The 24,656-nt window shown below is 33.5% G+C and carries 24 protein-coding genes and 1 pseudogene; 23 read left to right on the plus strand and 2 right to left on the minus strand.

Translation table 11 applies throughout. The annotated features are described in order from the left end of the window. The first annotated feature begins 16 nt into the window (after window positions 1-16). From ACWJJ2_RS00600 to folK, 14 genes and pseudogenes are all read left to right on the plus strand, one after another. Window positions 17-706 carry a response regulator transcription factor gene (locus ACWJJ2_RS00600; RefSeq protein WP_462953717.1) on the plus strand — a complete coding sequence of 230 codons (690 nt, stop codon included), beginning with the start codon at window positions 17-19 and terminating at the stop codon, window positions 704-706. Beyond that, window positions 690-2,045 carry a HAMP domain-containing sensor histidine kinase gene (locus ACWJJ2_RS00605; protein WP_462953718.1) on the plus strand — a complete coding sequence of 452 codons (1,356 nt, stop codon included), beginning with the start codon at window positions 690-692 and terminating at the stop codon, window positions 2,043-2,045. Before ACWJJ2_RS00600 ends, ACWJJ2_RS00605 begins: the two co-directional genes overlap by 17 nt. A 149-nt stretch (window positions 2,046-2,194) precedes the next feature. Next, entirely contained in the window at window positions 2,195-2,887 is a 693-nt protein-coding gene (locus tag ACWJJ2_RS00610; protein WP_462953719.1) for a response regulator transcription factor, read from the plus strand. Next, window positions 2,877-3,890: a sensor histidine kinase gene (locus ACWJJ2_RS00615; protein ID WP_462953720.1), complete on the plus strand. Its 1,014-nt coding sequence runs from the start codon at window positions 2,877-2,879 to the stop codon at window positions 3,888-3,890. Before ACWJJ2_RS00610 ends, ACWJJ2_RS00615 begins: the two co-directional genes overlap by 11 nt. 115 nt (window positions 3,891-4,005) lie before the next feature. Further along, complete coding sequence (locus ACWJJ2_RS00620; protein ID WP_462953721.1) at window positions 4,006-4,869, plus strand: ATP-binding cassette domain-containing protein; 864 nt, start codon at window positions 4,006-4,008, stop codon at window positions 4,867-4,869. Between the two features lie 2 nt (window positions 4,870-4,871). Continuing rightward, complete coding sequence (locus ACWJJ2_RS00625) at window positions 4,872-6,089, plus strand: hypothetical protein (RefSeq protein ID WP_216301744.1); 1,218 nt, start codon at window positions 4,872-4,874, stop codon at window positions 6,087-6,089. Window positions 6,090-6,093: 4 nt separating this feature from the next. Next, entirely contained in the window at window positions 6,094-7,209 is a 1,116-nt protein-coding gene (locus tag ACWJJ2_RS00630) for a hypothetical protein (RefSeq protein WP_462953722.1), read from the plus strand. Window positions 7,210-7,355: 146 nt separating this feature from the next. After that, on the plus strand, window positions 7,356-7,949 hold the full coding sequence (locus tag ACWJJ2_RS00635) for an anthranilate synthase component II (protein WP_462953723.1): 594 nt from the start codon (window positions 7,356-7,358) through the stop codon (window positions 7,947-7,949). A gap of 9 nt (window positions 7,950-7,958) precedes the next feature. Beyond that, entirely contained in the window at window positions 7,959-9,308 is a 1,350-nt protein-coding gene (gene pabB / locus ACWJJ2_RS00640) for an aminodeoxychorismate synthase component I (protein ID WP_462953724.1), read from the plus strand. 73 nt (window positions 9,309-9,381) lie between these two features. Continuing rightward, complete coding sequence (locus ACWJJ2_RS00645; RefSeq protein WP_220320159.1) at window positions 9,382-10,155, plus strand: aminotransferase class IV; 774 nt, start codon at window positions 9,382-9,384, stop codon at window positions 10,153-10,155. After that, a pseudogene (locus ACWJJ2_RS00650) lies at window positions 10,155-10,705 on the plus strand (RNA-guided endonuclease InsQ/TnpB family protein); the annotation flags it as partial. The gene ACWJJ2_RS00645 and the pseudogene ACWJJ2_RS00650, both read left to right, overlap by 1 nt. Window positions 10,706-10,890: 185 nt before the next feature. Continuing rightward, window positions 10,891-11,397 (plus strand): HD domain-containing protein, encoded by a 507-nt coding sequence (locus ACWJJ2_RS00655; protein WP_258280787.1) that lies wholly within the window; start codon window positions 10,891-10,893, stop codon window positions 11,395-11,397. Between the two features lie 41 nt (window positions 11,398-11,438). Beyond that, window positions 11,439-12,245 carry a dihydropteroate synthase gene (gene folP, locus ACWJJ2_RS00660; protein WP_220320161.1) on the plus strand — a complete coding sequence of 269 codons (807 nt, stop codon included), beginning with the start codon at window positions 11,439-11,441 and terminating at the stop codon, window positions 12,243-12,245. A gap of 33 nt (window positions 12,246-12,278) precedes the next feature. Further along, window positions 12,279-13,094, plus strand: a complete 816-nt coding sequence (gene folK, locus ACWJJ2_RS00665) for a 2-amino-4-hydroxy-6-hydroxymethyldihydropteridine diphosphokinase (protein WP_220285984.1) — start codon at window positions 12,279-12,281, stop codon at window positions 13,092-13,094. Window positions 13,095-13,115: 21 nt separating this feature from the next. Here the strand turns inward: folK and ACWJJ2_RS00670 are convergent, their stop codons facing one another. Both ACWJJ2_RS00670 and ACWJJ2_RS00675 read right to left on the minus strand, forming a co-directional pair. Beyond that, window positions 13,116-13,601 carry a DUF4883 family protein gene (locus ACWJJ2_RS00670; protein WP_462953725.1) on the minus strand — a complete coding sequence of 162 codons (486 nt, stop codon included), beginning with the start codon at window positions 13,599-13,601 and terminating at the stop codon, window positions 13,116-13,118. Between the two features lie 612 nt (window positions 13,602-14,213). Next, window positions 14,214-15,107 (minus strand): LysR family transcriptional regulator, encoded by an 894-nt coding sequence (locus tag ACWJJ2_RS00675; RefSeq protein WP_462953726.1) that lies wholly within the window; start codon window positions 15,105-15,107, stop codon window positions 14,214-14,216. A gap of 453 nt (window positions 15,108-15,560) precedes the next feature. Between ACWJJ2_RS00675 and ACWJJ2_RS00680 the strand changes: the two genes are divergently transcribed. The 9 genes from ACWJJ2_RS00680 to ACWJJ2_RS00720 are packed head-to-tail and all read left to right on the plus strand — an operon-like array spanning window position 15,561 to window position 24,531. Continuing rightward, window positions 15,561-16,349, plus strand: a complete 789-nt coding sequence (locus ACWJJ2_RS00680; protein ID WP_216301751.1) for a CoB--CoM heterodisulfide reductase iron-sulfur subunit B family protein — start codon at window positions 15,561-15,563, stop codon at window positions 16,347-16,349. Window positions 16,350-16,368: 19 nt separating this feature from the next. Further along, window positions 16,369-16,779 carry a 4Fe-4S dicluster domain-containing protein gene (locus ACWJJ2_RS00685; protein ID WP_216301752.1) on the plus strand — a complete coding sequence of 137 codons (411 nt, stop codon included), beginning with the start codon at window positions 16,369-16,371 and terminating at the stop codon, window positions 16,777-16,779. Between the two features lie 47 nt (window positions 16,780-16,826). Continuing rightward, window positions 16,827-18,812, plus strand: a complete 1,986-nt coding sequence (locus ACWJJ2_RS00690) for an FAD-dependent oxidoreductase (RefSeq protein ID WP_462953727.1) — start codon at window positions 16,827-16,829, stop codon at window positions 18,810-18,812. After that, window positions 18,803-19,267, plus strand: a complete 465-nt coding sequence (locus ACWJJ2_RS00695; protein WP_165412857.1) for a hydrogenase iron-sulfur subunit — start codon at window positions 18,803-18,805, stop codon at window positions 19,265-19,267. The genes ACWJJ2_RS00690 and ACWJJ2_RS00695 overlap by 10 nt, the downstream gene beginning before the upstream one ends. Further along, a complete protein-coding gene (locus ACWJJ2_RS00700) occupies window positions 19,255-20,238 on the plus strand; it encodes a 4Fe-4S dicluster domain-containing protein (RefSeq protein ID WP_220285981.1) in 984 nt (327 codons plus the stop codon). Before ACWJJ2_RS00695 ends, ACWJJ2_RS00700 begins: the two co-directional genes overlap by 13 nt. Then, the gene (locus ACWJJ2_RS00705) at window positions 20,235-21,287 is read left to right on the plus strand and encodes a 4Fe-4S dicluster domain-containing protein (RefSeq protein WP_253198054.1); all 1,053 of its coding nucleotides are present in this window, start codon (window positions 20,235-20,237) and stop codon (window positions 21,285-21,287) included. The genes ACWJJ2_RS00700 and ACWJJ2_RS00705 overlap by 4 nt, the downstream gene beginning before the upstream one ends. Continuing rightward, on the plus strand, window positions 21,271-22,128 hold the full coding sequence (locus ACWJJ2_RS00710) for an FAD/NAD(P)-binding protein (protein WP_216301755.1): 858 nt from the start codon (window positions 21,271-21,273) through the stop codon (window positions 22,126-22,128). The genes ACWJJ2_RS00705 and ACWJJ2_RS00710 overlap by 17 nt, the downstream gene beginning before the upstream one ends. A 60-nt stretch (window positions 22,129-22,188) precedes the next feature. Then, the gene (locus tag ACWJJ2_RS00715) at window positions 22,189-22,869 is read left to right on the plus strand and encodes a 4Fe-4S dicluster domain-containing protein (protein ID WP_216301756.1); all 681 of its coding nucleotides are present in this window, start codon (window positions 22,189-22,191) and stop codon (window positions 22,867-22,869) included. A 51-nt stretch (window positions 22,870-22,920) separates the two neighbouring features. Then, on the plus strand, window positions 22,921-24,531 hold the full coding sequence (locus ACWJJ2_RS00720) for an FAD-dependent oxidoreductase (RefSeq protein ID WP_216301757.1): 1,611 nt from the start codon (window positions 22,921-22,923) through the stop codon (window positions 24,529-24,531). The last annotated feature ends 125 nt before the right edge of the window (window positions 24,532-24,656 follow it).

A 24,656-nucleotide genomic window follows, 5' to 3' on the forward strand; every position in this document is an offset into this window, starting at 1 on the left:
AAAGATAGGTGGTAAAATGCAGAAAAATATATTAATTGTGGATGATGATTTAGACATAAGAGAAATGTTAGGTAATTATTTTTCTAGAGAAGGTTATGAAATTGATTACGCCTGTGATGGAGAGGAAGGTTTAATAATTAGTAAAAATAAGGCCTTTTCACTGATATTATTAGATATTATGATGCCTAAAATGGATGGTTATAAAATGTTAGCCAAGATGAGGGGGTTTTGTGATACCCCTGTAATTCTGTTAACTGCTAAAGGTGAACAAATGGACAAAATAAAGGGATTTACTAAGGGATGCGATGACTATGTAGTTAAGCCCTTTGACTTTACAGAATTATCATTAAGAGTTCTTTCAATATTAAAAAGAACATCAGATAGTAATGTGGCTATAGATAGTATTTTAAAAATAAAGGACTTAGAAATAAATCTTTTAGAACATACAGTACAAAGATTTGGGGAAGAAATCATGTTAACCCCTAAGGAATTTGAGATTTTAAGCACCTTAGCTTCAAATAAGGGACGAGTATATTCAACCAAAGTGCTGTATGAGCAAATATGGAAGGATACATTTTTAGAAAATGATAACAGCGTTATTGTACACATGAGAAACCTTAGGGATAAATTAGGTGATAAGGTTAAAGTGGGTAAGTATATAAAAACTATTTGGGGAATGGGGTATAAAGTTGAAAAGGATTGTTAAGCTTAAGGGTGAGTTAGTTATTATAGCATTAATTGCTTTTGTGATTTCATTTTTGAGTTCCGCAATGATAAAAGATAAAGGAGTGGGAATTTATAATAAAAATCCTACACTTAGAATAAATAATATTTATGATAAGTGTATACCGAACTTAGAGAAGGAATTGAAAAACAGTAATCTTAGTAATAATATAGCGCTAAAGCAACTTATAAATGATAAATATTCATATAATCAAGGGTACAGTTTCTATATAGTAGATCAGAGGGGTAATGTTATAGTTCAAAATAGTAAAGGAGTACAAGTCATAGACAAGAATGAGCTAAAAGATGGCAAAAGAGAATATTCTGTGCCAAGCAAATATAAAAAGGATTTCAGAGTATCTGGCTGTGAATATTTAAAGGATGGATATTTCTTATATTACGTTTACCTTGGATATGGAAATGGTGACAGCATGATGATGCTCTGGGCCTTAATAGGATTTGTAATAATCTTTTTTATATTAGTTTGGGGGAGGGTATCCTATATTTCAAAAATGAAATTCTCAGTGCAAATTATAGCCAAAGGGAACTTATCTCACAGAGTACCCATTCACTATAACAACGAATTAAGAGAGCTTGCAGAAGGTATTAACTTTATGGCATCTGAACTTGAAAAAGAAGATAGAAAAAGAAGCGAATTTCTCACCAATATTTCACATGATTTACGAACTCCTCTGACAACAATACTTGGATATATTGATATTCTTAAGAAGGACAAATACAATTCTAAGGAAGAGCTAAGTAAGTATATAAGCATCATAGAACGTAAGGGTGTATATCTTAGAACTATGCTGGAGGACTTTTTTCAATATTCAAAACTAACATCAAAGGATATAATATTAAATTTTGAAAACTTAGAGCTAAATGAATTGGGAAGACAGATATTCGAGGATGAAGCAAGTGGATTTGATGAGAACTCATTAAAACTAGAAGTGGAGCTATCAAAGGAGCCTGTTTACATAAATGGTGATCCTGATTTGATTGGTAGGGCAGTTAATAATATCATAAGTAATGCTTTAAAATACTCTAAAATAAATACTGTAGTGAAAATTAAAATTTTCAAAGAAGAACTAAATAGCATAAGCTATGGAGTTTTTTGCGTGAGCAATGTTCCTAGAGAGACAGTTTCAGAAGCAGAAGTGGATAGTTTTTTTGAAAGATTATATAAAAAGGATCAGTCTAGGCATGATGAGGGTAGTGGTTTAGGACTGTCTATTGTGAAGGATATTGTAAAACTTCATGGAGGGATTATAAAAGGTTTTAAAGAAAGGGAAGAGGTAGTATTTAAATTATATATAAAATAATAGCAAGTGAAAGCTTTCAGTGTATGTTAATCATAATGATTTTATTGGAATTATTTGATATAATACTACTAGGTCAGGTGACACTATATATGTTTAAATGGAATTGAGAATATTGTAAGCTTTTTAATATAAACATATGGAGGAATTAAATGGAGAGAATTTTGATTGTGGAAGATGATAAAGATATTCGAGATATATTAAAAATCTATTTGAAAGCTGAATCTTTCGAAATATTGGAAGCTGAAAATGGTAAGAGGGCTTTTGAAGTTCTTGAAGATACAGAGCTGGATTTAGTTATTTTGGACTTAATGCTGCCAGATATAAGTGGGCTAAACATTTGTAAAAATATACGCACCAAATACAAATTTCCTATAATAATGCTCACTGCAAAAACAGCGGATCAAGATAAAATAATAGGTCTTACTTATGGTGCAGATGATTATATAACTAAGCCTTTTAATCCCTTGGAAGTTATGGCAAGGGTTAAAGCTCAGCTTAGGAGATACAAGCAGTATGGGGAAGGTACAAAGGAAGATGATAATACTATATATTATAAAGGGTTAATCTTAGATAAAAATAGTAGGCATGTTAATTTAAATGGCAAGGAACTAAAACTAACACCTACAGAATTTAACCTTATTGAAATATTACTATTAAACAAAGGACATGTCTTAAATGGAGAAAAGCTATTTCATTTGTTGAGAGATGATGAGTATTATTCAAAATCTACAAATACAATAACAGTTCATATTCGAAACTTAAGAGAAAAAATGGAGGAGTCTTTTGAACATCCGGAATATATTAAAACTGTTTGGGGGGTAGGCTATATCATTGAAGATTAAAAAATGGAACTGGAATTATTATATTTTAGCTTTTTTTATATTTATAGGATTAATGTTATTTATTGATTTGAAATTGCAATCAACTGTGGCAGAATTTTTGAGAGATATGGTTATTGGAAGTTTTCTTCTTTTAGCGATTGTTGTTTACTATACATCAAGATACTCACAAAGTAAGGAACGAAAAAAAATAATAAATCAGTTAGAGCAAAGAATATCTTTGCTCAGCAAGGGAGAGGTACCTGAAAAAGTTCAAGAACTAAAACTAATTGATTCTGAGATAAATGAACTTAGACATGAGAATGAACTTGTGAAGCAGGAGATATTAATGGAGATGAGCAAGAAAAATGACCTTGTAACCTATTTAGCACACGATTTAAAAACTCCATTAACAAGCATCGTTGGCTATCTCACAATTTTAGATGAATCTGAGGTGCCAGAGGAGGTTCGTAAAGACTATATAAAGAAACTTTTGGAAAAATCCTATAGAATGGAAGATTTAACTAATCAGTTTTTTGATATTACTCGTTTTAGTCTTCAGGAAATCCCTTTGAATAAAAGTATACTAGATGCAGAGTTTTTCCTAGAGCAGTTGACTGAGGAACTATATCCTTTACTTAAGGAGAAAAACTTAAAATTTAATATAAACCTTACTCCGAGTATTAAGATTTATGCCGACGGATCACTATTTGCCAGGGTGTTAAACAATTTATTAAAGAATGCTATAGCATATAGCCACAAGGATTCTGTCATAAAAATAAAGTCCGAAATGGGAAAATGTAGTATGCAATTGTTTGTAGAAAATGATGGTGACGTAATAAATCAACAGGAACTAAAACTTATATTTGAAAAGTTTTATCGAAGAGATCAGTCAAGAAGTCAATCAAACGGGGCAGGACTTGGTTTGGCTATTGCAAGAGAAATTGTACAAAAGCATCAGGGCTCTTTAGAAGCGGAAAGTCAGGATGGACATACTGTATTTATTATTACTCTACCCAATTCTTAACAAAATCTTTATAAATACTAAATAATTTATGAATAAACCTTTCTTTTATCTCAGTTATACTGAAGATAGAAGAAAGGTTTTTTATTGCTTTTGCTTTAATAAGGAGGAAAAAAATATGAAATTATTTGCTTATAATATTTCTAAGGAGTTTAAAGATTTAAAGGCTGTTGATAATATAGATCTTGAATTTACTCCAGGGATTTGGGGACTTTTAGGACCAAATGGTGCGGGGAAAACCACATTAATGAGAATGCTAGCTTCTAATACAACTCCAAGTAAGGGTAAAGTAATGTTAGACGATGTAAATATCGCCAGCCTTAAGGATTCGTATCTAGATAAAATAGGATATTTGCCTCAGCACTTTGGATATGATAAAAATCAATCTGTTGAAGATTTTCTCCATTATATTGGAACTTTAAAAGGGCTTAATAAAGAAATTAGAAATAAAAGAATCAGTGAATTATTAAATGGATTTAATTTGTCGGAAGTTAGAAAAAAAAAGATTGATAAACTTTCCGGAGGTATGAAGCGTAGAGTTGGAATATGTCAAGCTATGTTAAATAATCCTGATATTTTAATTGTAGATGAACCAACTGCTGGTTTAGATATTGAGGAAAGAAACAAATTTCGTAAGTATTTAACTGCAATAAGCAAAGAAAAAATCATTATTGTATCTACACATATTGTTTCAGACATTGAATTTATTGCTAATTTCCTTGTGCTTATGGAAAAAGGTAAAGTAATTGCAGCAGGAGAAGCTCATTCTTTAATTGAAACACTTGATGGTAATGTGTTTGAGACTGTTATTGATGAAAATGAACTTTCACGGCTAGAAAATGAATATAAAATTATGAATTTTCGTAATGAATCTAGTGGGAAGGTTTCAATTCGTTATGTTGCAGATATTCCATTAAAAAATAGTAAATTAGTTTCACCTTCTCTTAATGATTTTTACCTTTCAAAAGTTAAGGAGGTATAAAAATGGATGTGTTTTTTCAAGAGTTAAAAAGACAACTAAATTTTAAAAGGCTTCTAACATATGTTTTAATTGCAATTGCTTTGGCAGGATTATGGACATGGTTTATTGTAGGGGGAGCTACTGAAGACTTTTTGCAGCAAGGAGTTTACAAAGAATATAAAGGTAGATCAGCAATAGAAGCAGCAGGTAAGGATAGAGTAGGCACTGAAGGTAAAATGACTTTAGATAAATTTCAAAGTGGCTGTGATATTTTTCTAAAGTCATTAAAAGGTGATAATGACAGGGATGTAGTAATTACTAAAGACTTGTTGAAATATACTGTCTATGCTGACCAATTAATTCTCCAGGAGTTTCGCTTGAAAACTATGATAGGAGAATCAGCAAGTGACCTTTTGCATATTCCTAAGGATGCAGGAATGAATTTTTATGAAAATGAAGATTTATTCTATGGTAATTATATTGATAAAAATGCACTTAATAAAAATGAAAAGACCTTAGCGCTCTCTCTATTGGATAAAGTGAAAAAACCTTATACTTATTACACTGGATTTATGCAATGGAACGCTGGAATTGTGCATATTGCATTTTTCTCATTTGTACTTATGGTTATGTTAGGGGTTTTTTCAAGTTCCATAATAACCAATGATAAAGAAAATGGAATGGATGAAATTATAACTACTACAGCAAAAGGCAGGAAAAACCTCACTATAGCAAAAATTAGTATACCTTTAATTATGGCATCTATTATATATCTTTGTGGAGTTGGTCTTTATGTTTTGCTATTAAAGTACTTATTACCTGCTGATGCTTTAAATACTTCAATACAGGTTTCAAGTAGAAGTTTTCTTCCATATACTCAAGGTGACTTACTTAGAAATGTATTTATCATAGGCTGGATAGGAATTTTAATAGTGTCAAGCTTTTCTACTTGGATTTCATCTATATCTAAAAAATCCTCAAAAGCCATCCAATTCTCGATACTTACAATATTAGGTTCTTTTATTTTAGGCGTATCTATCACTAGTCACTCTAGGAATATGGATATAATTAAGATGATTATACCAGGAGGAATAGTATTTTCATATTTACAATCTACAGAATTTCCATTCATTACAATTTTAGGGAAGACTCTATGGATGCCATCCATTTTGCTCATAGCAAGCTCAATTATATTTTTACTTAGTACCATTTTTACAACACTTAACTATAGAAGGAGGTAAGGAGATGATATATCAAGAATTAAAGCGTCGCCTTTTTACAAGATATGTTTTCTTCTCAATAATAGGTCTACTTTTGCTTACATGTGTATTAAATCTACGCACTATAGCAATAAATGAAAATCTACATGAAGTCATTAAAGAAGAGTCTGTATATGCTGGTGAAATGACTGAAGATAAATTATGGCTAGGTCTAGAAAAAGTGCGAGACAAAAAGTCAGATGAAATAAAATATAGCCCACTTATAGCTTTTATAAGTCGGTTAGTTTATTCTCATCCCGGAATACTATACAATGAAGATAAACTAACCGAATTTCCTGATTATTATGCTAAAAATTTTTATGCATGTTGGGAAAAAAAATCTACTGCACTTATAGAAAAAATACCTAAAAATAATCAAGCAAAAGCATTGGAAAAACTAGATAAGGTGAAAACACCTTTTTATCAATATGAAGGCTATTATCTTTGGACTGAAAGCTTTAACATTCTTAAGGTTCTTTATCTAATAATTATATTTATGGTAACATTTTTTGCGGCATCCACCTATTCTGATAGCATGGAAGACGGTAGTATGGAAATTATGTATGCAACAGTTTTTGGCAAAAGGATGATGGGCATTCGCCTTCTTCCTGTTATGATATATGGTTTGCTTTTAACTTTGGCAGCAACACTTTGCAGCGTATTAATTTTAGGTTCAGCTACTGGACTTCAGACTTTAAAGAGTAGTTTAAAGGTATTTGCATTATTTTCTATAGGTAATGCTACATTAGGAAGTGGAATACTCTTAATGTTTGTAAGTGAACTTTTAGGGGTGCTATCGTTAACAACTATTATGGGATGGATATCCTACAAAACAGCAAGTACAAGCCTTGCTACATCAATAGGAATAGGAATAAATATTTTCTATATCATCATGGCTTTATTTATTAAGCTTCCGTGGAAATTTTTTCAATTTATCTTAAATGCATTGCCACTGGCATCATCACAAATTATAAATGAAGTGTCTGGATTTCAGTTTGACATGGGGATTTGGAGACCATATGCAGTTATGGTAAGTATGGTTTTGGTGTTTATTGCATTCGGTATGTTGCTTAGTCATGCAGTTTGCAGAGAGGAAATATAATTAAATCATTTTTGAAAATCTTATATGATATAATTACTCATAGGCACACGCCCACAACCAACAATGAAAGTTGATTTTAATCCTAATGATTTTACGCAAACTATTTGATATAATATAAGTAATTATAAGAGAATAGGAGATAGTTTATGTTTTTGATGATAGACAATTATGATTCATTTGTATACAACCTAGTTAGATACTTTGAAGAGCTAGGTGAGGAAATATTAGTATATAGAAACGATAAAATTTCCTTTGCGGATATTGAGAAAATTAAACCCGAAGGAATAATCATTTCACCTGGTCCAAAATCTCCTGAATATGCAGGTAAATGCATGGAAATAGTAGAAAACTTTAAAGGTAGCATACCTATTTTGGGAATATGTTTAGGTCATCAGATTATTGGTAAGGTGTTTGGTGCTAAAATTATTAAGGGAAATGAACCAGTGCATGGGAAAGTATTTGAAATAAAGCATAGTGGAAAATATGTGTTTAAGAATATCGTGAGTCCAATGAAGGTTACAAGATACCATTCATTAGTAATAGAGAGAGAATCTCTACCAGAGGTATTAGAAATAACTAGTGAAACTGAGGATGGAGTTATAATGGGAATAAGACATAAGCATTATATTATTGAAGGTGTACAATTTCACCCTGAAGCAGAGTTAACTGAATATGGACACGAGATTCTTAAAAATTTTATCGATGAAGTTAGAATTAAAAATAATGTTATTAAAGGCTAAGGAGAAAAAATGGAACTACTAATTGAAAAAGTTCACACAAAACTGGATGGGTTTGAAATATATTCACTATTTAAAGAAGATTTAAATACTATATTATTGGATAGTGCTAGAGACGAGAAAACGTTGGGAAGATATTCTTTTATAGGGATTAACTGCTTTTTAACCTTTAAAAGTAAAAATGGTACGTGCTATAAGGGCGAAGAAGTATATATAGGGGATACATTTGAAGAGTTAAATAAAATTATTGAAGAATACGCTATAGAAAATAATACTGGGCTGCCTTTTGTATCTGGCGGTATAGGATACTTTTCCTACGACCTGGCTAGGGAAGTTGAAGAGCTACCCAATATAGCAAAGGATGATGTAGATATACCTCACTGCTATTATAATTTTTATGATAACATTATAATTTTAGATAATTTTAAGAAAAGTATTTATATATCTGCGCTAGGAATACTTAAATCTCAGAAAGACAGTATTGAAGGTATTAGGCAGCGTATACAAAAGGGCAATAAAATTGTATATGAAAAAGTAGGAGTTATAAAGAATAAATTTACGTCGGACTTTGAAAAGAACAATTATATAAATACTGTATCAAAGGTAAGAGCTTATATAAAAAGTGGAGATATATATATCACGAATTTAACTCAAAGATTTAGTTGTAACACTCGTAAAAGCGCATATGAAATATATAAAGATCTAAGAAATATAAATCCAGCTCCTTTTGCTGCATTTATGAATTTTGAAAATTTTAATATAATATGTTCTTCTCCAGAAAGATTTTTGCGGATTAGAAATAGAATGGTAGAAACTAGACCTATAAAAGGAACTATGCCAAGAGGGATGGATGCAGGGGAAGATCTTAAAAATAAAAACATACTTATAAATAGCGAAAAAGATAAGTCTGAACTTCTAATGGTGGTGGATTTAGAGCGAAATGATTTAAGTAAAGTCTGTAAGCCGAGTTCAGTTAAAGTAACGGAACTTTTTAAATTAGAGGAGTACAGTACAGTATTTCATTTAGTATCTACAGTAGTAGGTGAATTAAAAGAGCCGGTAAGCTCACTAGAATGCATTAAAGCTTGTTTTCCAGGAGGGTCCATAACAGGAGCACCTAAAATACGCTCCATGGAAGTTATTGAGGAATTAGAGCCTGTGCGTAGAAACATATATACGGGCGCGCTTGGATATTTAGGGTTTGACGGAAATGTAGATTTGAATATAATTATTAGAACGATCTTAATAAAAGACAATAAAGCCTATTTTGGTGTAGGTGGTGGAATAACGTGGGATTCCAATGAAGAATGTGAATATGATGAGACCTTAGATAAAGCAAAAGCGTTAATGCGAGTGTTATAGGCTGGTGAATAAAGTTGTAAACTAAATTATAGAATTTGCCACGTGTCACATGGGTGGAACCTAAGGGGGTATTATGATATTTGTAAATGGTGAATTAAGTGTGGATAAGATATCCTTAGATAGTGGGTTTTCATTTGGAAGGGGAGCATTTGAGACTATATTAGTTAAAGAAAAACCATTATTTCTAGCTGAGCATATAGAAAGGTTAAATAGAGGGCTTAACACACTAAACGTAAATAAAAAAATTACTGAAACAGAAATTTATGCTGCTACTCAAAAACTCAATTGTAAAAACTGCGTGCTCAAAATTATGGTATCTGAGAAAAACACTATAATTACTAAAAGAGAAATGGCCTATAAACAAAGTGATTATGATGAAGGGTTTGCATTAGGATTAAGTGAGGTTAGGCGAAATGCGCATTCAAATTTAACATATATGAAATCCCTCAACTACATTGAAAACATAATTGAACGAGATAAAATTATAGATAAAGGGTACAATGAAGCACTATTTCTAAACACAGAGGGATTTATAAGTGAGGGAGCTGTAAGCAATATATTTTTCATCAAGAATGGAATTATATTTACACCAAAGATTAAATGTGGGTTATTACCGGGTATAGTACGAGATTTTGTTATTCGAAATTTGTTGCCTATAGGATTTATTGTACAAGAAGGCGAGTTTACATTAGAAGAATTAATGAAAGCTGAGGGTGTTTTTATAACTAATAGTATTATGGGTATAATGAAGGTGAATAAGATCGAAGATAAAGTTGTGAATGAAAGCACAGTTGTATCTGAAATAAAAAGGTATTATGATAGATATGTAGAAAATCATAAGGAATAAGGCACTACTCTATATCAGTTGGAATTGATAAAGAACAACCAATAGTAGCATTAACAAGTGAGAGCATTGGGATAGATGTCGGAATAAAAGACCTTGCTATATGCTCCAATGGAATGACATTTAAAAATATTAACAAAACAAAAAGTGTAAAAAACATGAAAAAAGGCTACGTAGATTACAACGTAGGGTATCTTGCAAATACCTAAAAAATAAAGAATGGAGTAAGTTTGTCAAAACAAGTAATGTTATAAAAATCGAAAAGCAGATTAAATTACTTCATAGAAAAATAACTAATATAAGAAGTAATCATAATCACCAAGCAACGAATACGATAGTGAAAACCAAGCCTTCAAGAGTTGTTATGGAAACACTTAATATAAAAGGAATGATGAAAAATAGACATTTATCAAAAGCCTGTAGTGAGTGTGGTCATATAAATCCAAAACTTTCATTATCAGTTAGAACATATATCTGCGAGGAATGTGGCTGTGTTATAGATAGAGATTATAATGCAAGTATCAATCTAAGTAGATATGAATTAGTAGTTTAATAGCATCGCAGATGATAATTAATCACTTAAACGATACTACTAATATGTACCATGCGTTGTATGGGAATTTAAGCCCTTGGAGTGTTATATAAACCAAAGTAGCATATCTGAAAAGATTGCAAAATCGGACACGTTGAACAGGGAATTAAACAATATTTATAGATTTATATAGATTTTTGGCAACGGTGGAAATTATAGATAATAATTTAATGAATGATAAAATAAATCTTATTATAGAAAACTATAGCTTTGTGTATAATTTAAGGAAGATAGAAAACTTCGAAGAACATAGAGACTTTTGCCTGCATGATATGCAGCATTTTTTAGACGTGGCACGACTTATGTACATAATGAGTTTAGAAAAGCATTTGAATATACCAAAACACATAATTTATACAACTGCACTTTTGCATGATATAGGTCGGGGAGAAGAATATGAAAATGGGACACCTCATGATATTGCTAGCCGGGAAATTGCTAAAAACATATTAAAGCAGTGCAAATATAGTGCTAAGGAAATAGATGAGATTCTAGAGGCTATAGGAAAACATAGAAGCAATACTGAAAATTTAAATAGTTTAAGTGATGTATTATATAAGTGTGACAAGCTTTCAAGAAATTGTTTTAATTGCGAAGCTATTGATGGCTGTAAATGGCCAGTAGAGAAGAGGAATTTGAAGGTAACATACTAGGAATACAGTTGAGAGTGAATGAGATTATGAGGAGGAAGTTTATGGAAATAGGAAACCGAAATTTTGAAATAGGAAAAAGAACTTACATAATGGGGATTTTAAATGTAACTCCTGATTCCTTTTCTGATGGCGGAAAATTTAGGGATATTAGCTCAGCAATAAATCATGCGAAAAAAATGGTTGCTGACGGGGCAGATATTATTGATATTGGTGGCGAATCCACAAGACCTGGACATGACCCCGTAAGTGAAGAAGAAGAAATTAAAAGGGTAGTACCTATTATAGAGGCTTTAAAGAAGGAAATAAGCGTCCCAATTTCTGTGGACACATATAAAGGCAGAGTTGCAGAGCTTGCAGTAAAGGCAGGGGCAGCAATGATTAATGATGTATGGGGGTTTAAGAAGGACGCATATATTGCAAGCGTTGCTGCTAAGTATAATGTGCCTTGTTGTTTAATGCACAATAGAGATAATAAAAATTATACTAACTTAGTTTGTGATATAATTAATGATTTGGAAGAAAGTATCCAAATTGCACTAAAAGCAGGAGTTAAAAAAGAAAATATTATTTTGGATCCAGGCATTGGTTTTGCAAAAAGTTATGAAGATAATTTAAAAACTATGAATAGCCTGGAAAAGCTAAATAGTTTAGGGTATCCTGTACTTCTAGGAACCTCAAGAAAATCCATGATAGGGTTTGCACTAGACTTACCTGCAAGTGATAGGCTTGAGGGAACACTTGCAACTACAACTATTGGAATAATGAAGGGCTGCGAATTTATAAGGGTACACGATGTATTAGAGAATAAAAGGGTTTGCGTTATGACAGATGCTATATGTAGAAGCTAAGAAAACACCCTTATTTATAAAGGAGACAATACTATGGACAAAATGTATATAAAAGATTTAGAGGTTTACGGACACCATGGTGTCTTTAAGGAAGAAAAAACCTTAGGACAACGTTTTTTAATTTCATTGGAGCTTTTCCTTAGTTTAAGAGAGGCAGGCATCACTGATGATTTAACTAGGACGGTTCATTATGGTGAGCTTTGTCAATTGGTTGAGGAAGAATTTAATAAGGAAAGTTATGATTTAATAGAGAAAGCTACAGAAAAATTAGCTGAATTTATACTCTTAAAATATGATTTAGTTCAAAGAGTAAAGGTTAAAATAAAAAAACCTTGGGCGCCTATTGGAAAACCACTTCAATATGCAGCGGTAGAAATAGATAGAAAATGGCATACAGCGTATATTGGTATAGGTGGAAATATGGGGGACAAAGAGAAAAATGTGAAAGAATCATTAGAGCTTATAAACAATTCTTATCATACCCAAATAACAAAAACATCAAAATTTTATGAAACTAAGCCAGTAGGATATCTAGAGCAAGATGATTTCTTAAATTGTGCTATTGAAATAAAAACACTTTTAAATCCATTAGAGCTTGTAAGATTCCTGCTATCTATAGAAAAAGAATTAAAAAGGGAGAGAGTTATAAGATGGGGTCCTAGAACAGTAGATTTGGATGTACTACTGTATGATGATATTATTAGTTCTTTAGATGAAATAATATTGCCTCATCCAAGAATGCAGGAAAGAATGTTTGTTTTAGAGCCACTGTGTGATATAGCACCTTATGTTATGCATCCAATTTTAAATAAATCTATAATTGAAATCAAGGCATCCTTAAAGGAATAACCGGATAAAAAAACAAATACCTTATTTAGGTATAAGGTATTTGCATAATCCATAAAGATTATAGGCTTTGTACATTTTACTTGTATCAATGTAATCCATTTTGTAGGAGCCATCCCAGGGATATATGGAAATGAATTTTTCGTTATAGACATTTATCATATATTTATTTTTGCTGAAGGTTAAAAATATCTTATATATTGGTTTATCTGGTAAGTTCGCTGGCTTATCTATGAAACTATCATTATTTAATGAATTAAAAAACTTGGTGAATGAAGATAAATCCTCATTGGAAAAATCTTTCTTCTTATAAAAATTCATATATAGAGCATAATGCTCAGTAGGCTTTTCTAGAGATAAATCTTTCATTAATAACTTGGTATAGTAAAAATTGTTTGGTTTACTTTTTATAAAAATGCTTTTATCAAAATTGTATCTACAGCCGAAGAGACTTAAAGAAAAAAACACACAAATTACGAGTAAAATACATTTGCTTTTATTAATACTCAAATAACCACATCCTTTAACGACAGCTCAGAAGGGAAGTCTCCCATTTCTATAAGTGAGAGTTCCATACTATAGTAAAAATAAAACTTCAGTGGGAGTATAAATCGCCTTCTGAAGTCGTAAATGCAGCTCCGCAGGAGATGATTTAACGACAGTTCAGCTCCCTAGGAGATAAGTTAACCTCCTTTAAATAAAATATGTTGATTAATTATCTTTTAGTACACAAAATAGTAATGTTTGGATATTTTAATATTTATATGGTGACGAAAAAGATTAAAAAGGGTTCGTTAAATATATTGATTTCAAAAGAACTCATATATATATATAATTATCTAAAGGCTTTAAGAAATCAAAACAAAAATGAAAGAACCACCTGAAGCCAGGTGGTTTTTTCATTTTTGTTCCATATAACATCTTATTATTTCTTGTAGGATCGAGGTTTTATTATACTGTCCAATTTTCCGACAGTTGGTTTAAGGCGATTCCACTTATACTCAATAATATACTCTTCATTTACATTGATCAGAGCATATTCATTTTTAGTGCATCTAAAGGGGGGGTAGTTCACTATCATCTTAAATTATGTAATTAATTATATTATAAAATTATTCGTAGCTAATATGAACTCTTAAGAGGGGTTATGGGGTTTGTAATTAAGAAATCAATAAATGCCTTTGAAGCGTTGGATAGATAACGATCTTTTTTCCAAACGAGAGCAATTTTTATGGGAATAGCAGTACTAAATGGAACTTTTGTTATATTTTCATTATCTTCAACAATTTCCTTTAGTAAAAAAGAAATGCCAACCCCATTGGTAATAAGGCCCTTGATGGTTTCTAATTGGGTGGATGATAAAATAACATTAGGCTGAATATTGCATTCATTAAAAGATTCTAATATCTTTTGTCTGATGTAGAAGCCTTCTTTTAGTAGGATAATAGGTTCGTTCTTAATATCTTTAAATGTAATGGTTGGTTGTTTGCTTAAAGGGTGTTCCTTTTTTAAGCAAACGAAGAGCTCACTATTTAAAATGGGAAGGTAAGCTAGGGACTTATCGGAGGAATCGATGATAATCAGACCTAAATCAAGGTCTCCATTTTCTACCATTTGTTTTGTTGTAAGGGACCCATATTCCGAAATATTGAGTTTAATATTTGGATGTGATTTTTGGAAGTCAATAAATACTTTTGGAAATATAAAAGTACTGATCAGTGGAGGGATACCTATTGTCAGGATCACATTTTTAAGATCCTGGCAATCCTTCATTTCTGCAACGGCATTGGTTACTTGTCTTAAAATATCATCTACTCTTTTTAAGAAGATTTTGCCTTCGTCTGTGAGGGAAAGCTGTTTTTTAGAGCGGTCAAAGAGCACAATGGACAGTTCCTTTTCTAGATTTTTGATAGAATTGGTAATAGAAGGTTGAGTTACATAAAGTTTTTTGGCAGCTTGTGTAATATTATTTAATTGACATACCATTTGAAAATACTCTAACTGTCTTAATTCCATAACATATCCCCCTAATTATAAGTTTTAACTATTATATCATAGTTAAATGATAGTTTTAATTTATAACAACGTGTGTTATAGTTTTAACAAGGATTTAAATAAAATAACATAAATGTTAAAAAGAGAAAAGCAGTACTTCTTTTTAATAAATGTAAAAATATTAACATGATTAAAGGGATAAAATACTGTAATCGTTTTAAATTCACAACGTATATTCCACTCTTTTATAAGCTTAGACCATTATATCATAGTTTAATGGTTTTTTTAATTTAGAATAACATTTGTTATAGCTTTATCAATAAATCAAATAAACACCACTGTTTTTTTTAAATCATAAATGTTAAAAAGATAAATGCCATATTATTCTATTAATAAGTGTTGAAATATTAACAAAGTCGAAGGGAGGTGTAAATCTAGACTTGTTCGTTTGTTTAAAAGTCTAGATGAATAAATATGAAGTATAGTTATTATCCAGGTTGTACGTTAAAGACGAAAGCTCAGGAATTAGAAAAGTTTGCACTGGATGCTGCAAACGTTTTGGGGTTTGAGTTAGAAGAGCAAAAGGAGTGGCAGTGTTGTGGTGCTGTATATCCCATGGCCACTGATGAAATAGCTACTAAATTATCCTCAGTAAGAAGCCTAGCAGGAGCACGGGACAAAGGTGAAAAACTAGTTACTTTATGTGCAGCATGCCATCACGTGATTAAAAGGGTCAATGAAGATATGAGGACCAAAGATGACATAAGAACAAAGGTTAACAATTACTTGGAGCTAACAGAAGCATACGCGGGAGAGACGGAAGTCCTTCACTATCTTGAGGTGCTCAGGGATGAAATAGGATTTGATGAACTCGCTAAAAAAGTAACAAATCCTCTTACTAATCGTAAAATTGGTGCATATTATGGATGCTTGCTACTTCGTCCCAGTGGAACAATGAATTTCGATGATCCAGAAAACCCTTCTATTATAGAAGATTTTATAAAAGCCATTGGTGCAACTCCTGTAATATATCCTTATAGAACGGAGTGTTGTGGAGGGTATCTTTGTTTAGATCAAAAGGATCTTGTAAATAAGATGACAAATACTATAATTCAATCAGCTGTAAAAAATGATGTAGAAGAAATTGTTACTGCATGCCCACTTTGTAAATATAATCTAGAAATTAGTAATGATGGGGCCAAAAATAAACTATCTATCAGCTATTTCACGGAGCTTTTAGCAGAAGCGTTAGGTGTCAAATAAGATAGGAGGGGATAGTGCAATGAAAAGAGTGAAAATATATTCTGACAAAAAATTAAAAGAGTTAGATCAAATTTCTCAAATTAGTGGGCAGAGGATACAAGATTGCATCCAATGTGGGAAATGTTCAGCAAGTTGTCCTGCAAGTGAAGGTATGGATATCCTGCCTCATCAGGTCATAAGATTACTTCAGACAGGAGAATTAGACAAGGTTACAGAGAGTAAAACCATTTGGTCTTGTGCTTCATGTTTTACATGTTCCCAGCGTTGTCCTAGGAATATAGATATTGCAAACGTTTTAGAGGCAGTTAGGCTTATAATCCTTAGACGTACAGGAGAAAACAGAATAAAAGCTGAAGAGGTCTTTGGAAAAATAGATGATAAAATGCCCCAGCAGGCAATTGTAAGTGCATTTAGAAAGTATAATAAATAATTTTTACAAAAAAATAATGATACTGTTATTTTAAAGGAGGGATCAAATTGCAGAAAATTGGAGTTTTTGTTTGTTGGTGTGGAAGCAATATAGCAGCTACCGTGGACATTGATAAAGTTATAAAAGAAGCTGAAAAAATGCCTGGAGTTGTATATGCTAAAGACTATCAATATATGTGTTCCGAAGTAGGCCAGAATTTGATTAAGAATGCGATAAAAGAGCAAAAATTAGATCGAGTTGTGGTAGCATCATGTTCTCCTAGAATGCATGAGGCAACATTTCGAAAAGCGGCAAAGGCAGCGGGATTAAATCCTTATTTATTAGAAGTTGCAAATATTCGCGAACATTGTTCTTGGATTCATAAAGATAAAGAGATAGCAACCCCGAAGGCCATAGCGCTTGTTAGGGCTGCAGTGGCTAAAGCAACATTAAATAGCGAACTTGTACCAGGTGAAATAGATGTAACGAAAAGGGCACTTATTATTGGTGGAGGAATTGCAGGAATCCAAACGGCTCTTGATATTGCTGAGGCTGGTTATCAAGTGGATATCATTGAGAAGTCACCAAGCATTGGTGGGAAAATGTCTCAGCTAGACAAAACATTCCCTACATTGGATTGTTCTGCCTGTATTTTAACACCGAAAATGGTAGATGCGGCGTCTCATCCAAATATAAACATATACACCTACAGTGAGCTAGAGTCAGTTAAGGGATATGTGGGAAACTTTGAAGCAACCATTAACCAAAAAACACGAAGTGTAGATATGGACAAGTGTACTGGTTGTGGCGTTTGTGCTGAAAAATGTCCTTCAAAAAAAGCTAAAAATGAATTTAATGAAGGCTTAAATAACAGAGGAGCTATTTATATGCCTTTTGCTCAGGCTGTGCCAAACGTACCTGTTATAGATAGAGAACAGTGTATCAAGTTTAAAACAGGGAAATGTGGACTTTGCGAAAAAGTATGTACAGCGGGTGCCATTGATTTTTCTCAGGAAGATACTAAAATGACAAAACAATATGGGGCTATAGTGGTATGCACAGGTTATGATCTTATAGGTTTAGATAAATTTGGAGAATATCAGTATGGTGAGCACCCTGATGTAATTACATCTCTTGAATTTGAGAGATTAACAAATGCTGCAGGGCCAACAGCAGGCCATCTTGTGTGTCCATCGAATCATAGAGTGCCTAAAAAAGTAGTGTTTATACAATGTGTGGGATCAAGGGACAAATCTTCTAGGGGTAAACCTTATTGTTCTAAAATTTGTTGTATGTATACAGCAAAACATGCAATGTTACTCAAGGATCATTATCCCGATATGGAAGCCTATGTTTTTTATATTGATGTTCGTACACCAGGGAAAAACTTTGAAGAGTTCCAGCGAAGAGCTGTTGAAGAATATGGTGTTCATTATATTAAAGGTATGGTTGGTAAAGTTTTTCCAAATGGAGAGAATCTTCAAGTTAATGCTATTGATGCTTCGACTGGAGAAACAGTTCAAATTGATGCAGATTTAGTAGTGCTCGCAGCGGCGACTAAGGCCAAAGACGATTCAACTACAATTAAAAGGATATTAGGTATAAGTACAGATACAAATAATTTCTTTACAGAGGCTCATCCAAAACTTCGTCCAGTGGAAACTCATTCTGCAGGAATATATTTAGCGGGAGCATGCCAAGGACCAAAAGATATCCCAGAAACGGTGGCACAAGCTAGTGCTGCAGCAGCAAAGGTAATTGGGGTATTAAGTAAGGATAAATTGGTTAACAATCCTTGTGTTTCAGAAGTAGATGAATCAATTTGTAGTGGATGCCTTGCGTGTACTAAAATATGTCCATATGATGCAATTTCATCAAGTACAATTGAAGTTAAAGAGAACGGGAAAACAATTACAAAAATAGTTGCAAAGGTAAATGAAGCACTTTGCCAAGGTTGTGGTGGATGCACAGTAGCTTGTCGCCCTGGTGCCATTGATCTTAAAGGATTTACAAATAAACAGATTTTAGCGGAGGTGGATGCCATATGTCGATAGAAGCCGAAAAAATCGAGGGAATAGATGAAAATAAATTTGAACCCTTAATTGTAGCCTTTTGTTGTAACTGGTGTAGTTATGCAGGAGCAGATTTAGCAGGAACAAGCAGATTAGCATATCCTGCCAATGTTAAAATTATTCGGGTTCCATGCTCATGCAGAGTAAGTGAAAACTTCATACTCAGAGCATTCCAACATGGAGCTGACGGCGTAGTAATTGCCGGTTGTCATCCAGGGGATTGTCATTATACAAGTGGAAACTATCATACAAGACGACGTTTTTCAGTTTTGACAAATTTACTTGTATTTATGGGAATAGAAAAAGAACGTTTTAGAGTGGATTGGATTTCAGCAGCAGAGGGACAAAAATTTTCAAGCGTTATGAATGATGTATTAGAGAAAGTTCATAAACTTGGTCCTAATAGAAAGTTGAGGGATGAAAGATGGATAAGATAACTGAAAAAATAAGAGCGACCGCAAAACTTGCCCTAGAAAATGGGGAAGTAGAAAAAATTATAGGATGGGAAAAGGGAGATACCTTTGATGATTCCTATCCCGTATTTATTACAGAAGCGGGTAAAGTAGATTCTTTAATATGGGACTGCTTCTGTGTTAATAACCTAAGTAAATATTTACTTAAGGAATTAAAGGACAATAAAAAAGTAGGTATATTTTTAAAAGGATGCGATTCTCTTGGATTTAACCAACTGATAAATGATAACAGAATAGACCGCGCGAAGGTTGTGGTCTATGGAGTAAGTTGCTCTGGTATGATTGATCCAGAAAAAGTAAAAAAAGGAGGGTTAAATAAAGGCATTCTAAGCGTGAAAAGATCTGGGGATGAAATTATATTTGTGAAAAATGATGGTGAAAAGAAGGTTTCAGCAAGTGAATTTGAATATGACAAATGCATTAAATGTAGACAGCCGAATCCTGTAGTATATGACCAGTTGATGTCGGACTTTGTAGGGAGAGAAGTGGATCCACTAGAACGATTTAAAGATGTGGAAAAACTTGAATCCCTAACAGATAAGCAGCGATCTGATTTTTGGGCTGCTCAATTTTCAAAATGCATAAGATGTAATGCTTGTCGTAATATATGTCCTGCATGTAATTGTGTAAAATGTATTTTTGACAATGATAAGGCAGACGTATCAGGTAAAGCAAAATTAGATAGTGAAGAGCAGTTTTATCATATTATTAGGGCTTATCACGTTGGTGGTCGTTGTGTGGACTGTGGAGAATGTAGCAGAGTATGTCCAGCAAATATCCCACTTCACCTATTAAATAGTAAAATTATGAAAGATATAAATGAACTTTACGGTGAATATGATGCAGGGGTAGATCCATCTAAACAAGCCCCAATCGGAATGTATAAACTGGATGATAGTGATTCCTTTACATCGCATGGAGGTGGGAAAAAATGATGAAGAAAATATTAAAGAATCAGTTTTCGCAGCTTTTTAGTATGATTGATAAATCCTATGAATTGTTTTTGCCTATTGAAGTGGATGGAGATGTAAACTTCAACCTGTGGAAACAAGGAGATACGGTGAATGTAGAAAAACTGAAAACTAATATTTCACCAAAAAGTTTTATTTTCCCCCAAAGTGAAACCTACTTAAAGTTTAAAAGAGATGGAAAGAAACTTGAACTAGAAAATGTAGGAGGAAAGAAAGAGGACTATGTACTATTTGGTGTGAGACATTGTGATGCAGCGAGCTTTAAGCTACTTGACAATGTATTCCTCGTTGATCCTGTAGATGCTTTATACGAGGAAAGACGAGAAAAAGGAACCATCGTTTCTATGGCCTGTTTTGATCCAGAGGAAACTTGCTTTTGTAGTTCATTTGGAATAGAACCACAGACAGCTTCTAAAGAAGTAGATGTTAACACATGGGATATGGGAGATAGCATACTTTGGAATCCACAAACATCAAAAGGTGAAAACTTAACGGAGAAATTAAAGGACATTTTAGAAGATGCAACTGAGCAGGATATAAGTGAATTAAAGGCATTGAAAGAGGCTACAAAAGTGAAAGTTAAAAATCTTCCTTTAGCAAATATAGACCCTAAAAAAATAACGGGAGAGCTTAAGGAGTTATTTGAATCTAAAATTTGGGGAGAACTTAGTGAACGTTGTTTAGGTTGTGGTTCATGTACTTATGTATGTCCTACTTGTCATTGTTACGATATTGGTGACTTTAAGGGTGATACATCTGGAGAAAGATTCCGTTGCTGGGATTCATGTATGTTTTCGGACTTTACCCTGATGGCTCATGGAAATATCAGAAAAACGCAAAAGGAAAGGTTCAGACAGCGGTTTATGCATAAGCTTGTTTATTATCCAAATAAACAAAATGGTGTATACGCTTGCGTTGGATGTGGAAGGTGCATAGAAAAATGTCCAGTTCATTTGGATATTGTTAAAGTAATTAAAAAGTTAGGTGGTGGACAAAATGAGCTGCAATTGTAATGTACATGAACATAAACATGTAAATCCTTTAATGCCAGAACTAGCTGAAATAGTGGACATTAGGGAAGAAACACACGATGTAACTACATTTAGGGTTACAAAACCTGGTGGTGGAAAATCATTTGAACATATGCCAGGTCAATGTGCGATGATTTCGGTTCCTCCACTTGGAGAAGCGATTTTCTCAATCACTTCTTCTCCAACAGAAAAGGGTTATATGGAGTTTAGTGTAAAAAGATGTGGAGTAGTTACAGAATATCTACATGGTTTGGAAGTTGGGAGTGAAATAGGTATTAGAGGACCATATGGAAATAATTTCCCAGTAGAGAATGAGCTAAAAGGAAAAGATCTTCTTTTCATCGGTGGGGGTATAGGACTAGCACCCATTCGTTCCGTTATAAACTATGTAATGGATAATCGAGACGATTATGGAAAGGTAGATATTTTATATGGAGCAAGAACGCCTGGAGATCTTGTCCAGACAAAAGACATCTTTGAAAATTGGCCATCAAGGTCTAATACAGACGTTTATTTGACGGTTGATAGAGAAGTCGAGGGATGGGAAGGACATGTAGGATTTGTTCCCAGTTATATTAAAGAGATTGGATTTAGCACAAATAAAGTGGCTTTGGTATGTGGACCGCCAATTATGATTAAATTTGTTCTTCAAACGCTTGAAGAAATGGGATTTAAGAAGGATCAGGTATACACCACATTGGAATTAAAGATGAAATGTGGCGTAGGGAAATGCGGACGTTGTAACATCGGAGATAAATATGTGTGTAAAGATGGTCCTGTATTTAGATGCGATGAAATAGATCAACTTCCCGATGAATATTAATGTAAACACTAAAACCGTTTAACCCATTAGAGATTAGGTATAAACAAAGGAGGCATAAAAATGTCCAATAAAGAAATGGTGGAAATATATATATTAAATAAAAAGTACTCTGTACCCTCAAGCCTTACAATCATGGATTCAATGGAATATGCAGGGTATCAATTAGTTAGAGGCTGTGGATGCAGGTCGGGCTTTTGCGGTGCCTGTGCCACGATATATAGAATTAAAGGTAAGAAAGAATTAAAGGTATGTTTAGCATGTCAAACCAAGGTTGAAGATGGTATGTATCTTACTCAATTGCCATTCTTTCCTGGAGACAAAAAATTATATGATATGAATGAATTAGAGCCAACGGCTGATACAATGATGAAGCTTTATCCTGAAATATACAGCTGCATTGGATGTAACTCTTGTACGAAGGGATGCCCCCAGGACCTTAATGTTATGCAGTATATTGCCTATGCCCAAAGAGGAGACATTGAGAAATGTGCCCATGAATCTTTCGACTGTGTTATGTGCGGAATCTGTGCTTCTAGGTGTCCTGCCAATATAACTCATTACCAAGTAGGGGTGATTGCACGCCGGCTTACAGGTAAATACATTGCCCATGAAACAGAACATTTGACAGAGAGGGTACAACATATTAAAGAAGGCATGCATGATGATTCATTGAGAGAACTAATGGCTAAAAATGTTGATGAATTAAAGGGATTATACAATACAAGGGATATTGAAACGTAAAAATTAGCTTAGAATTACATAAAAATATAGTATTACCAGGGAGGTATTTAAATGTATACAGCAGAAATGAGGGGGCTAATAAAGAAGGTGGAGGCCACCCGTTCCCAAAGATTAGGAGTTCAGTTTCCAAGAATGAGTCCCCAAGAAAAGGAAGATATATTAAAGGAAAATTATCCTGATTATAGAGATAATGAATTCAAAAATCTAAGTTTAGGGCCAAACAAAGGATCAAAGGTTCCCCTAGAGTTAGCGGATATTATTGAAGCTAAAAGTAGACTTCAAGATCTGGACATGGATTTAACTAAAGTAAACTATGACGTAGATGTGTTGATAATAGGTGGGGGAGGAGCTGGAGCATCGGCAGCCCTAGAGGCCCATAAAAAAGGCGCCAATGTATTGATTACCACAAAATTACGTTTTGGCGACGCTAATACGATGATGGCCGAAGGGGGGATCCAGGCTGCTGATAAGCCAGAAGATTCTCCTGCGAAACACTACATGGATGTAATGGGTGGCGGACACTTTACTAACAAAAAGGAACTTGTTAATGCCCTTGTAAAGGATGCTCCGGAAGCAATCAAATGGTTAAATGACCTTGGGGTAATGTTTGATAAAGAAGAGGATGGCACAATGGTTACTACCCACGGAGGTGGAACCTCGAGAAAGAGGATGCACGCCGCTGCCGACTATTCGGGAGCTGAGATCATGCGTGTGCTTAGGGATGAAGTGATTAACAAAGGGATTGAAGTGGTGGAATTTTCACCTGCTGTGGAGATCCTATTAGACAAGGATGGTAAAGCTGCTGGAGCCGTATTATTCAATCTTGAAACAGAGGAATATTTAATCGCAAGGGCTAAAACAGTTATTATAACCACGGGAGGTGCTGGAAGACTTCACTATCAGGGTTTTCCAACATCAAATCATTATGGTGCAACAGCGGATGGACTTGTTTTGGGATACAGAGCCGGAGCAGAACTTGTCTTCGCAGATGCTGTGCAGTATCACCCTACTGGGGTAGCATACCCTTCTCAAATTTTTGGGGCACTTGTTACGGAGAAGGTCCGTAGTTTAGGGGCAACACCTCTAAATATCCATGGTGAGCAATTTACTTATCATCTTGAAACAAGAGATGTGGAAACATCTGCAATCATTAGAGAATGTCATGTAAGAAATAATGGTATTGAGACACCTTTAGGGGTAAAGGGTGTATGGTTGGATACTCCTTTAATCGAAATCATCAATGGGGAAGGAACGATTGAGAAAAGACTTCCTGCCATGCTGAGGATGTATCAAAAATTTGGTATTGATATGAGAAAAGAGCCAATTCTCGTATATCCTACCCTTCATTACCAAAACGGAGGACTTTTAATTGATGAAAACGGTCAAACCAAGGTAGAAAACCTTTATGTGGCAGGAGAAGCTTCAGGAGGGATACACGGTAGAAACAGATTGATGGGTAATTCACTATTAGATATTATTGTTTTCGGACGTAGGACAGGGTTCCATGCAGGTGAAAAGTGCAAAGTGGTTAAAGTAAAAGAACTGAGCCTTGACCATGTTAAAGAATACCACAAAAACCTTGAGGAAAACGGTGTGAATACAGACAAGATTTCTCCTGTACTACTGCCCCATTATACCCATGGAAGAGAAAATGATAAATAATATTATTTAGTTTGATTTTTACTATGAATAAGAGTATTTATTTTTCGTAACAAAAATAGAGTTAATATTTATAAAATCAATTGACGTAGTAGATTTAAAGGTGGTGATATGAACAGTAAAATACA

The sequence above is a fragment of the Clostridium sp. CM039 genome (assembly GCF_055081075.1).

Bases quoted from the DNA above. Each gene is read 5' to 3' on its own strand.
- ACWJJ2_RS00710 (WP_216301755.1), top strand. From the start codon at position 21,271: ATGAGCTGCAATTGTAATGTACATGAACATAAACATGTAAATCCTTTA.
- ACWJJ2_RS00700 (WP_220285981.1), top strand. From the start codon at position 19,255: ATGGATAAGATAACTGAAAAAATAAGAGCGACCGCAAAACTTGCCCTA.
- ACWJJ2_RS00680 (WP_216301751.1), top strand. From the start codon at position 15,561: ATGAAGTATAGTTATTATCCAGGTTGTACGTTAAAGACGAAAGCTCAG.
- ACWJJ2_RS00635 (WP_462953723.1), top strand. From the start codon at position 7,356: ATGTTTTTGATGATAGACAATTATGATTCATTTGTATACAACCTAGTT.
- folK (WP_220285984.1), top strand. From the start codon at position 12,279: ATGGACAAAATGTATATAAAAGATTTAGAGGTTTACGGACACCATGGT.
- ACWJJ2_RS00630 (WP_462953722.1), top strand. From the start codon at position 6,094: ATGATATATCAAGAATTAAAGCGTCGCCTTTTTACAAGATATGTTTTC.
- ACWJJ2_RS00705 (WP_253198054.1), top strand. From the start codon at position 20,235: ATGATGAAGAAAATATTAAAGAATCAGTTTTCGCAGCTTTTTAGTATG.
- pabB (WP_462953724.1), top strand. From the start codon at position 7,959: ATGGAACTACTAATTGAAAAAGTTCACACAAAACTGGATGGGTTTGAA.
- ACWJJ2_RS00645 (WP_220320159.1), top strand. From the start codon at position 9,382: ATGATATTTGTAAATGGTGAATTAAGTGTGGATAAGATATCCTTAGAT.
- ACWJJ2_RS00720 (WP_216301757.1), top strand. From the start codon at position 22,921: ATGTATACAGCAGAAATGAGGGGGCTAATAAAGAAGGTGGAGGCCACC.
- ACWJJ2_RS00695 (WP_165412857.1), top strand. From the start codon at position 18,803: ATGTCGATAGAAGCCGAAAAAATCGAGGGAATAGATGAAAATAAATTT.
- ACWJJ2_RS00685 (WP_216301752.1), top strand. From the start codon at position 16,369: ATGAAAAGAGTGAAAATATATTCTGACAAAAAATTAAAAGAGTTAGAT.
- ACWJJ2_RS00600 (WP_462953717.1), top strand. From the start codon at position 17: ATGCAGAAAAATATATTAATTGTGGATGATGATTTAGACATAAGAGAA.
- ACWJJ2_RS00610 (WP_462953719.1), top strand. From the start codon at position 2,195: ATGGAGAGAATTTTGATTGTGGAAGATGATAAAGATATTCGAGATATA.
- ACWJJ2_RS00715 (WP_216301756.1), top strand. From the start codon at position 22,189: ATGTCCAATAAAGAAATGGTGGAAATATATATATTAAATAAAAAGTAC.
- folP (WP_220320161.1), top strand. From the start codon at position 11,439: ATGGAAATAGGAAACCGAAATTTTGAAATAGGAAAAAGAACTTACATA.
- ACWJJ2_RS00620 (WP_462953721.1), top strand. From the start codon at position 4,006: ATGAAATTATTTGCTTATAATATTTCTAAGGAGTTTAAAGATTTAAAG.
- ACWJJ2_RS00675 (WP_462953726.1), bottom strand. From the start codon at position 15,107: ATGGAATTAAGACAGTTAGAGTATTTTCAAATGGTATGTCAATTAAAT.
- ACWJJ2_RS00625 (WP_216301744.1), top strand. From the start codon at position 4,872: ATGGATGTGTTTTTTCAAGAGTTAAAAAGACAACTAAATTTTAAAAGG.